The organism is Streptomyces sp. NPDC052773, assembly GCF_044547145.1.
In the GTDB taxonomy this organism is placed as follows: Bacteria; Actinomycetota; Actinomycetes; order Streptomycetales; family Streptomycetaceae; genus Streptomyces.
In genome coordinates, this window is record NZ_JBITZX010000018.1 from 48,826 (window position 1) to 60,586 (window position 11,761).

Sequence of the window (11,761 nt, forward strand, 5' to 3'; positions counted from 1 at the left end):
GTACGCGAAAGGCGAGCCGCCGCCTCCGCTGTACGTGAAAGGCGAGCCGCCGCCTCCGCTGTACGTGAGGCGAGCCGCCATCACCGCCGCGCGCGACGGCTGAGCCGTCACACGGCCTGGTGCGCCGTCACAGCCGTCACACCCGCCCTGCCACCGCCGCCGCGAAGACGTCGGGCCGGTCGAACATGACGTTGTGTCCGGCGCCGGGCACGGTCACCACTCGCACCCCGGCGGCCTCCAGGCCCGGCCGGCCGTCGAGTTCCCCGCTCAGCTCGCCTTGCAGAAAGACTCGTTCGACGGGCAGTCCCGCGAGGATGGCACGCATCATCGGCCGCGATCCGCGGCGCAGCGCGACGGCGCTGCGGTGCAGGGCACGCGGGTCGGCCAGCCGCATGGTCGCCGCCCACACAGGACCCACGTTTTCCAGCACGCGCGCGTAGCCGCCGTTGACGAAATCGTCCTCCTCGTAGGAGGCGATTCCGCTGCTCCCCGCGGTGGGCGGCGGGGACGCGTCGAGGTTGGCCTCCGTCAGGACCAGGCGCGAAACCAGGTCCGGCCGCCGGTGGGCGAGCACGAGGGCCACGGCGCCGCCCATGCTGTGCGCGATCAGCTCGGCGCCGCGTACGGCCGCGGCGTCGAGTGCGGTCGCGAGCGCGTCGGCGTGCTCCTGAAGGCTGTATCCGAAGTCCGCGGGCCGGTCGCTGATGCCGTGCCCCGGCAGGTCCACGAACAGGCTTCGTCTGCCCGCGAGTTCCGCGCGGGCGGCGATATGGGCGTGATAGGTGGCCGACGCCGACCCGAGCCCGTGGACGTAGACCCGCGCGGGTTCCGCGCCCGGTGTCTCCGTCCACCGGATGTGACCGCCCGCGCCGTCGAACTCCGCCTGCCGCATCGTGCGCCCTCCTTCGCCGTGGCCGGTTGCCGACCCACCGGAGACAATACATCGGTGACGATGTATGGCGGCAACGAGGTACAGTCTGGCGTGCGGGAGAATGCGGGCATGCTGGAGCTCGCCATCCTCGGATTCCTCTACGAAGCCCCGCTGCACGGCTATGAACTGCGCAAACGCATCACGGCGCTGACGGGGCACGTGCGGCCGGTCGCGGAGAGCACGCTGTACCCCGCGATCAAGCGCCTGGAGCGGGCGGGCCTCTTGGAACGCGCGACGGAGCCCGGGGCGGTCGCCGCCCCGCGGCATGTGCTGTCCTTGACCGACGAGGGCAGGCGGGAGCTGCGTCGTCGGCTCGCGGAGCCCGCAGAGCGCGACATCACCGACGAGAACCGCTGGTTCACGGTGCTCGCCTTCCTCCGCCACCTGGACGGCGCCGGCGCCCAGGCGGCCGTACTGCGCCGCAGGCTGGCCTTCCTGGAGGAGCCCGCGAGCTTCTTCTACGACGGTGACCGTCCGCTCGCCGCGGAGGAGCTGGACGATCCGTTCCGGCAGGGCGTCCTCACCATCGCGCGCGCCACGTCCCGGGCCGAACTGGGCTGGCTGCGGGCCACCCTGGCAGCACTCGAAGGCTGATCGCCAGGTGCCGCCCCCTTCTGCGGCGGAAGCTCCAACTCTAGGTTGGGAGACAGCGGTTGAACGATCAGCGGCGATCGGCGCCGTGAACCTCACAGGGGAAGGTGGTCGGCATGTTCGGCAGGGTGCGGGATGCGTGGGGGAAGTTCCGGCGTGCCGCGCGGGAGGAGCGGGCCGCGGGCCGTGACACACGGACGCACAACCTTTTCGAGGCTGCCGCCGTCTACGTGTCGGCGTGCGCGGAGAACGACCAGGAGCGGAGCGACGAGGCGGCGGGCTGGGTGTCGCCGGAGGCGCTGTCGTTCGGGGTGAACGAGCTGGCGTGCCGGGCCGTCATCGCGCTCGCGCGGGAGCGCGGAGAGGCGCCGCAGACCGTGGCCCGGGATCTCCTGGGGCTACCGGCGGCCTGACGCCCGGGGCTCGTCGGAGGTGGTTTCGCCCGGTCTTCACCGAATCACCGCAGCTCCGCGCGGCTGTAGGAGTCGTGACAAGCGGCTCCCGGGCGCACTAGGGTGCGCGCCGTTGGACGAACCCCTGGGGAGGCTGTGATGGCCGGTACGGACGAGGACGCCGTCGCCGCCGAGGACGATGCGCTGTATGTGCTGACGGCGGTGCTGCTGACACCGGCGAAGTTCCCGAGCGTGCTGGGCGACGACTATCCGGAGGCCTGCGCGGCACTCGGCCTGGCGCCGCTCGCCGACGGGTACGGCCTGGTGCTGGGGCAGGACGGCGACGGCGCGCGGTGGACCGTTGTCACCGACGACGTGTCGCTGGTGGCCGTGGCCATCGCCTCCTGGGACTGCGGGATGGAGTACGACCTGTCGCCGGACGAGCGCAGCGTGGTCGCCGCGCTGCCCGGCTGGCCGCTCGCGGTGGCCGTGGCGGCGCCCGGAGTGCCCGCGCCGCACGACCCGGGACCCGAGGTGGCCGGACGGCCGCCGCTGACGCCACCCGACACCGGCACCTGGGGCGCCGCCCAGCGGCGGCTCGGGGCTGACGAGATCGCCCTCCAGTGGGCGCAGTGGCGGGAGCAGATCGACGACGCGGAGTTCACCGCCCCCGGCGGTGGCGGGGAGGGCGGAAAGGGGCCCGGGCACAGCGGTGTGCGGCGGGTTCTCGCGGAGGCGCGCGCGTACGTGGACAGCCCGCCGCCGCTGGGGCGGGTCCGGTCGTCGTTCGCCCCGGGCGACGCGCGGACGCTGCGCGCCGACGGTCCGGGCTGGTCTCTGGTGGCCAGGACCGACGACATCGCGTTCGTGCTGCTCGACGAGGTGCCCGGCGAGGTGCTGCCGGTGGGGCGCGGGCCGGAGCTGCCCGGATTGCTGGAGGCGCTGGACAAGATGGCCGTACGGCCGAGCTGAGCGGTGCGGGTCGCGCCGTCCCACCGGTGGGCGGGCGGCGCGACCGGAGCCCGCTCGACCGTTCTCACCCGCGCCCCGCCGCGACGGGGCTAGGGGGTGTCTCGTCGATCAGGCCGGATCAGCGAGCGGCGTCTGGTGCCGTGCATCGCAAGGCGGAGGAGGGAGTCGATGCGATGGGGGTACCCCCGCGCGAGCGCAGCCGAGCGTGGGGGAGTTGACGACCGACGACAACGCGGCGAGGCGCGGTGCCAGACGCCGGGAGCCCGGCATGATCGGCGAGACACCCCCTAGCGGCCGAGCTCCTTGCGGGTCACGCGGCGCAGCCTGCGCCGCTGTGAGGGGTCCAGGGCGAGATACGCGGCGGCCGGGACGCCCAGCACGATCAGCAGCGCGGCCCACCAGGGCAGCCAGATCCAGAGGATGAGTCCGACCGCCACACCTCCTGCGGCGATCTTCGCGTTCTTCGACATGTGCGTCGCCTCCTTCGCGGCCGGTGCCGCTCTCTGCTGGGAAGAACGGCCCCGCGTCGCGGGCGGTTCCGAGCCGCGCCCCTGAGACATCCCTGATGCTCGCCCCTTAGGGATAGTGGGGCTGCCCTAAGCCTTCCCCGCCAGTGACCCAGTTCACAACCTCAGCATGCCGGGTCTGCCGATCGCGTGCTGTACCCTCGGCGACTCCGACCGCAGGTAGTCAAATTTGAGGAATGCGACGCGCTGTGCAGTGGACTTCCCCGGCAACCTCCTCCGAGATCCCCGAACTGGCCCGCTGCCCCGCGGTGTTCATCCCCGGCGACCCGGCCCGCACCGGAGGCGTCGCCTTCTGGCGGCCCGACGGTGAGGCCCCGCCGGGCGTCGCCGCCGCGACGGTCACGGACCTGACCGTCGCGCTGCCCGGTGACCAGGGCGTGGAGCCGGTCACCGTGCCCGCCGTCGTCCTGCCGGTGCGGGCGGCCCTTCCCGTCCTCACGCGCGCGCGTGTCACCGGCCAGGGACACCGGGCGACCGTGTTCTGGGGCGCGGCCGCGCTGCTGGCCCTGCGCTTCACGGCGCGCGGTCTGCTGCTGCCCGGCCTGTCCCCGGACGACCACGACGCGTGGCGCGCGGGACCGCTGCGCGCGGACGAGACCGAGCAGGTGCGCCGGCTCGCCGCCGCGATGCCGCCCGAGGCGCACGCCGTCCCCCTGGCGGACGCCGAGCCGCTGCGGCTGCCGGACCAGGAGGGGCTGCTGCGGTGCTTCCTGGACGCCGTCGCCGACACCCTGCCGCGCTCCCCCGCCGCGCCGCTCGTCACCGGCGGACCGGCCTACGCCGCGCCGGAGCCGCAGCACCTGCCCGGCCAGCGGGCCTGGGCCGCCGACGTCGCCGCGGGTCACGACGCGGGCGTACGGATCTCCCTGCGGATCGAGGTGACCGGTCTTTCGGACGCGCAGGTGGAGGCGGAGGAGGCGGCTCCCGCCTTCCGGGCCGTTCCGCAGGTGCACCTGGTCAGCGACCCGTCGCTGGTCGCGGACGCGGCCGACGTGTGGGCGGCGACGGACGCCGCGGGCGCCTTCGGTCCGCGGGCCCGGATGGACGCCCTGGTGGCGCTGCGCCGCGCGGCGCGGGCGTGGCCTGCCCTGGGTCCGCTGCTCTCGGCCGCTGTGCCGGACGCCGTGGAACTCGCCGACGACGAGGTCACCGAGCTGCTGGGCGACGGCGCCGCGGCGCTCGCTGCCGCCGGAGTCGATGTGCACTGGCCGAGGGAGCTGGCCCGGAATCTGACCACCCGCGCGGTCGTCGGCCCGGCGGACGACGAGCCGCGCGGCGGCAGGGTCTCCGCGGACACCCCGTCGTTCCTGTCCGCCGACGCGCTGCTCGCCTTCAGCTGGTCGTTCGCGCTCGGCGACCAGCGGCTGACCCGGGAGGAGCTGGACCGGCTCGCCGAGGCCAACCGCCCCCTCGTCCGGCTGCGCGACCAGTGGGTGCTGGTCGACCCGAGGGAGGCGCGCCGGGCCCGCGACCGGCAGGACCGCAAGGTCACCCCGATCGACGCGCTCGGTGCCGCACTGACGGGCTCCACCGAGGTCGACGGCGCCCGGGTCGAGGTGCGGGCCACGGGCTGGCTGGCCGGGCTGCGGGAACGGCTCTCCGACCCCGAGAGCCAGGAGCCGGTCCCCCAGCCCGCCGCCCTCGCCGCGGAACTGCGCGACTACCAGCGGCGCGGCCTGAGCTGGCTGGCCCGGATGACGTCGCTGGGGCTGGGCTGCTGCCTCGCCGACGACATGGGCCTCGGCAAGACCGTCACGCTGATCGCGCTGCATCTGCACCGGCAGACCGACCCCTCGGCCGCCGGCCCGACACTGGTGGTCTGTCCGACGTCCCTGATGGGCAACTGGCAGCGCGAGATCGAGAAGTTCGCGCCCGGCACACCGGTGCGCCGCTTCCACGGTGCCCGGCGGGACCTGGAGGGCCTGGCCGACGGGGAGTTCGTGCTCACCACCTACGGCACCATGCGCCTGGACGCGCGGCGGCTGGCCGAGGTGCCGTGGGGTCTCGTGGTGGCCGACGAGGCCCAGCACGTGAAGAACCCGTACGCGGCGACCGCGCGGGCCCTGCGTTCCATCGGCGCACGCGCGCGCGTGGCGCTCACCGGCACCCCGGTGGAGAACAACCTCTCGGAGCTGTGGGCGATCCTCGACTGGACGACCCCGGGGCTGCTGGGCCGGCTGGGCACCTTCCGCGCGCGGTACGCGCAGGCGGTCGAGAGCGGCCGGGACGCCGCCGCCGCGGACCGGCTGGCGCGGCTGGTGCGCCCGTTCCTGCTGCGCCGCCGCAAGTCCGATCCCGGGATCGCGCCGGAGCTGCCGCCGAAGACGGAGACGGACCACGCGGTGTCGCTCACCCCGGAGCAGACGGGGCTGTACGAGGCCGTGGTGCGCGAGACGCTCGCGGAGATCGCGGACGCCGACGACATGGCGCGGCGCGGACTCGTCGTGAAGCTGCTGACCGGTCTGAAGCAGATCTGCAACCACCCGGCGCAGTACCTCAAGGAGGAGCACCCGAGGATCGCCGGGCGCTCCGGGAAGCTGGAGCTGCTGGACGAACTGCTCGACACCATCCTCTCCGAGGGGGCGGGCGTCCTGGTCTTCACGCAGTACGTGGCGATGGCGCGGCTCCTGGAGCGGCATCTGTCCGCGCGGGGGGTGTCCTCGCAGTTCCTGCACGGCGGGACGCCCGTGCCGCAGCGGGAGGCGATGGTGCGGCGCTTCCAGGACGGCGAGGTCCCCGTCTTCCTGCTGTCGTTGAAGGCGGCGGGCACCGGGCTCAACCTCACCCGCGCGGAACACGTCGTCCACTACGACCGCTGGTGGAACCCCGCCGTCGAGGCGCAGGCCACCGACCGCGCGTACCGCATCGGCCAGACCCGGCCCGTGCAGGTGCACCGGCTGATCGCGGAGGGCACGATCGAGGATCGTATCGCCGAGATGCTGAGCCGCAAGCGGGAGCTGGCCGACGCGGTGCTCGGCTCCGGCGAGGCCGCGCTGACGGAACTGTCGGACGCCGAGCTGGCCGAACTGGTGGAACTGCGAGGGAGCACGCGATGAGCCGGAACGACGACGACACCGAGCGCACCTTCGCCGCGCTGCCGCCCGCGCCGGGGCGGGGTTTCGCCCGAACGTGGTGGGGTCAGGCCTGGCTGAAGGCGCTGGAGGACGCGGCGCTGGACGCCAAGCAGGTCAAGACGGGCCGCCGGCTCGCGCGCGCGGGTGCCGTGGGCGCGGTGTCGGTGCGGCCGGGCCGTATCACGGCGGTCGTGCAGGACCGCGACCGTACCGCCCACCGGGCCGACGTCCTGCTGGAGGAGCTGTCCGACGAGCAGTGGGACCGCTTTCTGGAGCTGGCCGTCGAACGGGCCGGGCATGTCGCGGCGCTGGTCGACCGTGAGATGCCGCCCCACCTCGTCGAGGACGCCGCGGCGGCGGGGATCGAACTGCTGCCGGGGCTTGGCGATCTGGAGCCGGAGTGCGACTGCGGTGCCTGGGATCACTGCGGGCACACGGCCGCGCTCTGCTACCAGGTGGCGCGGCTGCTCGACGAGGACCCCTTCGTCCTGCTGCTGATGCGCGGCCGCGGCGAGCGGGCCCTCGTCGGCGACCTCCAGGCGCGCGGCACCGTACGCGCGGAGACACCCTCGGCGCCGGCCGGTGTGGACGCCGCGGAGGCGTACGCGGCCGGTGACATCCTGCCGTCGCTGCCCGCCCCGCCAGAGCTGCCCGACCGGCCCGGGCTGCCGCCGTCCCTGGACGCCGAGGCCGCGCCCGCGCCGGGCGTCGACCCCGCCGCCCTGGAGTTCCTGGCCGCCCGGACCGCCGTCGAGGCGCATCGGATGCTGGCGGACGCGCTGAAGGGCGACGCGGAAGACGGCCTCGCGACCGAGTTGTCCGTCGCGCAGGACGCGGTCCGGCTCGCAGCGGGCGCGCCCGGGCGGACGCTGTCGGAGCGGCTGGCCGAGGGCTCGGGGCGCGGCCGGGAGGGCCTGTCGGCGGCCGTGCGGGCCTGGGAGCAGGGTGGCGCGGCGGCCCTGTCGGTGCTCGACGAGGAGTGGGCGGTCGAGGGCGACGCGCTGGTACGCGCGCGTGCGGCGCTGGAATCGGCCTGGGAGGAGGACGAGCGGCCGACGCTGCGGGCGCGGGCCAACCGGTGGACGGTCGTCGGCGCGCCGAGCCAGCTGCGCCTGGACCGGGACGGCCGCTGGTGGCCGTACCGCAAGGAGCGAGGCCGCTGGGCCCCCGCCGGCGGCCCGGCCCAGGACCCGGCGACCGCGCTGGCCACGGCACAGGTCCAGGGACCCGAGGACGGGGACTGCTGACGGGGGCTGCTGACGAGAGACTGCCGACAGCGCCCTGGCCGTAGCTCTCACCTGCGAGGGGGTACAGCCCGGCGGCTGCGCCCCCGCCCGGCCCTCGCACGGCACTCCCCGCGCGGGCCGCCGTTTTCCGGCCACTCCCATGATCCGCACGCGGGAGTCGGTATCGCGCCGCCCCTCGCCCCGGTAGATGGCTGGAGCACTAGGAGTTGACTACCGTCGCCGGTCCGAACGCTCGTTGTGCGAACCTACGACGACGGGGTCCCTGCCTGCGGAGGCTTTCATGCCTTCCACTCCTAGCTGACTCCCCTTGATTGGCTGTGTACTCCTCACACAACCGCGAGCCCCCCAAGCTCTCGCATGCGCTGTCCCGCACAGACAACGCGTCCGGGGTTTCCCGACCGTCTCCGAAAGAGGACCGATCATGACCGCGCACACCCAGGAAGCAGGCATCCAGGAGCTCGAGCGCACCTGGCTCGAAGAGGCGATCGGACTGGCCACCACCAGCGTCGCGAACGGCGGTGGCCCGTTCGGCGCCCTGGTCGCCAGAGGCCGCGAGGTCGTGGCGTTGGGGAACAACCAGGTCACCGCGACGCTGGACCCGACGGCGCACGCCGAGGTGAGCGCGATGCGTGCCGCCTGCAAGCAGCTCGACAGCTTCTCGCTCGAGGGCTGTGTCCTGATCACCTCGTGCGAGCCGTGCCCGATGTGTCTGTCCTCCGCGCTGTGGGCGCGCGTCGACCGGATCGTCTTCGCCGCCGACCGGCACGACGCCGCGGTGGCCGGCTTCGACGACCGCAAGTTCTACGACCTGTTCGAGAAGCAGCCCGCGTCGATGTGGCCCATGTCCATCGAGCGGCTGGACCTGCCGAACCGCACGGCGCCGTTCGACGCGTGGCTGGCGAAGGCCGACCGCATCGACTACTGACGGGGAGGCCGCGTGGAGATCGAACGCGAGCACACGATGCACCACTCGACGATCGGCCCGGCGACGAAGGACGTGGGCTGGGCCAGGGATGGTGCGCCCGAACGCGTGCTCTCCTGTCGAGAAGCAGACGATCTCCGTGCGGGACTGTTTCGCGCCGTCCAAGAACCAGCCGGTGATGGCCGGTGAGCGAGGCGGTGGACCAGAGGCCCGCGGAACGTTCGGGACTTCCGGGGCGTACGCGGCACCCGGGGCGTACGCGAGAGGCGCGGCGGGTGCGGAAAACGGAGGTCGCGGAGGCTGCTCCGGCCGACTCCGGCCTGCTGATCGGCGGGCATACACCGACGACGCTCGTGCTGCTGCGGCATGGTGAGACGCCGCTGACGCCGGAGAAGCGGTTCTCCGGCAGCGGCGGCTCGGATCCGTCGCTGTCCGAGGCCGGCCGGCGCCAGGCCGAGGCGACCGCGGCGGTGCTGGCCGCCCGACGCGGTGTGCAGGCGATCGTCTCCTCACCGCTGCGGCGCTGCCGGCAGACAGCGGAGACGGTCGCCACGCGGCTGGGCCTGGACGTCCGGGTCGAGGAGGATCTGCGCGAGGCGGACTTCGGCGCCTGGGAAGGGCTGACCTTCGCGGAGGTGCACGAGCGCTACGCACGGGATCTGACGGCGTGGCTGTCCTCCCCGGCTGCGGCACCCTCGGGCGGCGGCGAGCCGTTCGAGGCGGTGGCGCGGCGGGTGGCGGCGGCGCGGGACGCCTTGCTGGCGCGGCACGCCGGAGAGATGGTGCTGGTCGTCTCCCACGTCGGCCCGCTGAGGACACTGGTCCGGCTGGCGCTGCGTGCGCCGGCGGAGGCGCTGTTCCGGATGGAGCTGGCGGCGGCGTCCCTGTCGGCGGTGGCCTACTCCGCGGACGGAAATGCGTCGCTACGGCTGCTCAACGACACGGGACACCTTCGGTAGGCGGGACGTTTCACGGGAAGCCGCGGCCGATTCCGGCCGCGGCTTCCCGCGCCTTCACGGCAGTCGGCCTTCGGCGAAGGACGGGACCGGCGGTTCGAGGCCGCTGGGAAGGTGGCTGGGAAAACCGCTGGGCAGCTCGGTGGGGAACCCGCTGGAAGCCACTCGGGAAACCGCTCGGCAGCTCGCTCGGGAACCCGGAGGGCAACGACGGCACCCCGCTGGGCAGTCCGCTCGGGATCCCGAACGACGGTTCCGGCGCACGGCTCGTTCCCGGCCCGTTGGACGGCCGCTCGTCCGGCGCGCCGTCGTCGCCGGATGCCACCAGCACCACCACGACGACGATGACGACGGCCACCAGGGCGGCCAGGGCGACGAGGAGCGGCGTACGCCGCCTCGGCGGGGGCCCCGGGTCCCCGCGAGCCGGTCCGAAGCCGTACGGCGGCGGTGTGCCGCTCGGTGGTACTGGCGGCTGAGGCGGTGGGGGCGGTCCAGGCGGTGGTGGATGTCCGGGCGGCGGCGATCCGGGCGGCGGGGGCGGCGTGGCCATACCGCCAGCGTCCCGCCCCACCGGTCATGACGCGACCCCCGCGCGGAGTTGGGCACGGACTCATTCCCTGGACCGCATGATTCCGTGGCATTCCGCGCGGGGTGCCTAACCCCGCGCGGAGGACGTGACTCCGCGCGGAGACCGATATCCAGGCGGGGAAAGCGACTTCAGGCGAAAGCCGACACCCCACGCGCAGAACGCCGACCCCGCCCGGACCACCGCCACGCGGGAACCCTCACTTCACGCAAGGACCCCCGAGCCCCCGGGCATCGGTCATCCACGAACCCTCAATCGCTCAGCCGCGAACCCCCAGCAGATGGTCCATGGCCAGCTGGTCCAGCTGCTCGAAGGCCATGCCCCGCGCGGCGGCAGCGTCGACGTCGAACTCCTCGAACGCGGACCGGTCGGCGAGCAGCGACTGGAGGCCGTCGGCCGCCGTGGGCTGGGCCAGTTCGTCCAGGCGGGCGGCGCGCAGGGCCTCCTGGACCTTGGGGTCCGCGCGGAAGGCCGTCGCACGCTCCTTGAGGATCAGGTAGTTGCGCATGCAGCCGGCGGCGGAGGTCCACACGCCGTCCAGGTCCTCGGTCCGCGGCGGCTTGAAGTCGAAGTGGCGCGGGCCGGTGTAACCGGCGCTCTCCAGGAGGTCGACCAGCCAGAAGGCGGAGCGCAGGTCGCCGGCGCCGAAGCGCAGGTCCTGGTCGTACTTGATGCCGGACTGGCCATTGAGGTCGATGTGGAAGAGCTTGCCCGCCCACAGCGCCTGCGCGATGCCGTGCGGGAAGTTCAGCCCGGCCATCTGCTCGTGCCCGACCTCGGGGTTGACGCCGTACAGCTCGGGCCGTTCCAGGCGCTCGATGAACGCGAGCGCGTGGCCGACGGTCGGCAGCAGGATGTCACCGCGCGGCTCGTTCGGCTTGGGCTCGATGGCGAAGCGGATGTCGTAGCCCTGGGAGGTGACGTACTCGCCGAGGAGGTCGAAGGCCTCCTTCATCCGGTCGAGGGCGACGCGTACGTCCTTGGCGGCACCGGACTCGGCGCCCTCGCGGCCGCCCCAGGCGACGTACGTCTTGGCGCCCAGCTCGACGGCGAGGTCGATGTTGCGGATGGTCTTGCGCAGTGCGTAGCGGCGCACGTCGCGGTCGTTGGCGGTGAACGCGCCGTCCTTGAAGACGGGGTGAGTGAAGAGGTTGGTGGTGGCCATCGGGACGGTCAGCCCGGTGGCGTCCAGAGCCTGGCGGAAGCGCTTGATGTGGGACTCGCGCTCGGTGTCGGAGGACCCGAACGGAATCAGGTCGTCGTCGTGGAAGGTCACGCCGTAGGCGCCCAGCTCGGCCAGACGCTGGACCGTCTCGACCGGGTCGAGGGCGCGCCGCGTGGCGTCGCCGAACGGGTCCCTTCCCTGCCAGCCGACGGTCCACAGGCCGAAGGTGAACCTGTCCTCGGGGGTGGGCTGGTAGCTCATGCCGCGGCTCCTTGCTCGCTTGTGTTGCTGCCGACTATTTCGTCATGGCGGTTTACAAATTAGTATGCGGTCGCGTCTCTGGGAAGAGACAAGGTGGTTCCAGTCGCCTCCGAACCTCACCACCGGACCACACCGTC

General features: G+C 73.4%; 10 protein-coding genes and 1 pseudogene. 8 read left to right on the forward strand and 3 right to left on the reverse strand.

Annotated elements, in window-relative coordinates; genetic code table 11:
• Positions 1 to 136 precede the first annotated feature (136 nt).
• Positions 137 to 892, reverse strand: a complete 756-nt coding sequence (locus ACIG0D_RS30580) for an alpha/beta fold hydrolase (protein ID WP_399807275.1) — start codon at positions 890 to 892, stop codon at positions 137 to 139.
• A 108-nt stretch (positions 893 to 1,000) separates the two neighbouring features.
• Here ACIG0D_RS30580 and ACIG0D_RS30585 point away from each other — a divergent pair, with 108 nt between their 5' ends.
• The 3 genes from ACIG0D_RS30585 to ACIG0D_RS30595 all read left to right on the forward strand — a co-directional run bounded on the left by ACIG0D_RS30585 (position 1,001) and on the right by ACIG0D_RS30595 (position 2,886).
• Positions 1,001 to 1,525 (forward strand): PadR family transcriptional regulator, encoded by a 525-nt coding sequence (locus ACIG0D_RS30585; protein ID WP_399807277.1) that lies wholly within the window; start codon positions 1,001 to 1,003, stop codon positions 1,523 to 1,525.
• A gap of 113 nt (positions 1,526 to 1,638) precedes the next feature.
• Positions 1,639 to 1,935, forward strand: a complete 297-nt coding sequence (locus ACIG0D_RS30590; protein ID WP_399807279.1) for a hypothetical protein — start codon at positions 1,639 to 1,641, stop codon at positions 1,933 to 1,935.
• Positions 1,936 to 2,073: 138 nt separating this feature from the next.
• A complete protein-coding gene (locus tag ACIG0D_RS30595; protein WP_399807282.1) occupies positions 2,074 to 2,886 on the forward strand; it encodes a hypothetical protein in 813 nt (270 codons plus the stop codon).
• Positions 2,887 to 3,173: 287 nt separating this feature from the next.
• On the opposite strand, the gene ACIG0D_RS30600 is transcribed toward ACIG0D_RS30595, so the two are convergent.
• On the reverse strand, positions 3,174 to 3,356 hold the full coding sequence (locus ACIG0D_RS30600; RefSeq protein WP_365767901.1) for a hypothetical protein: 183 nt from the start codon (positions 3,354 to 3,356) through the stop codon (positions 3,174 to 3,176).
• Positions 3,357 to 3,589: 233 nt separating this feature from the next.
• Here ACIG0D_RS30600 and ACIG0D_RS30605 point away from each other — a divergent pair, with 233 nt between their 5' ends.
• The 5 genes and pseudogenes from ACIG0D_RS30605 to ACIG0D_RS30625 form a co-directional block, all read left to right on the forward strand.
• A complete protein-coding gene (locus ACIG0D_RS30605) occupies positions 3,590 to 6,469 on the forward strand; it encodes a DEAD/DEAH box helicase (RefSeq protein ID WP_399807285.1) in 2,880 nt (959 codons plus the stop codon).
• Positions 6,466 to 7,734, forward strand: coding sequence for an SWF or SNF family helicase (locus ACIG0D_RS30610; RefSeq protein WP_399807287.1), 1,269 nt, complete (start codon positions 6,466 to 6,468; stop codon positions 7,732 to 7,734). Before ACIG0D_RS30605 ends, ACIG0D_RS30610 begins: the two co-directional genes overlap by 4 nt.
• A 421-nt stretch (positions 7,735 to 8,155) precedes the next feature.
• Complete coding sequence (locus ACIG0D_RS30615) at positions 8,156 to 8,659, forward strand: nucleoside deaminase (protein ID WP_399807290.1); 504 nt, start codon at positions 8,156 to 8,158, stop codon at positions 8,657 to 8,659.
• Between the two features lie 12 nt (positions 8,660 to 8,671).
• A complete protein-coding gene (locus ACIG0D_RS30620) occupies positions 8,672 to 8,845 on the forward strand; it encodes a hypothetical protein (RefSeq protein WP_399807292.1) in 174 nt (57 codons plus the stop codon).
• A 149-nt stretch (positions 8,846 to 8,994) separates the two neighbouring features.
• A pseudogene (locus ACIG0D_RS30625) lies at positions 8,995 to 9,615 on the forward strand (histidine phosphatase family protein); the annotation flags it as partial.
• 842 nt (positions 9,616 to 10,457) lie between these two features.
• Here ACIG0D_RS30625 and xylA read toward each other — a convergent pair.
• A complete protein-coding gene (xylA, locus tag ACIG0D_RS30630) occupies positions 10,458 to 11,624 on the reverse strand; it encodes a xylose isomerase (protein ID WP_399807295.1) in 1,167 nt (388 codons plus the stop codon).
• Between the last annotated feature and the right edge of the window lie 137 nt (positions 11,625 to 11,761).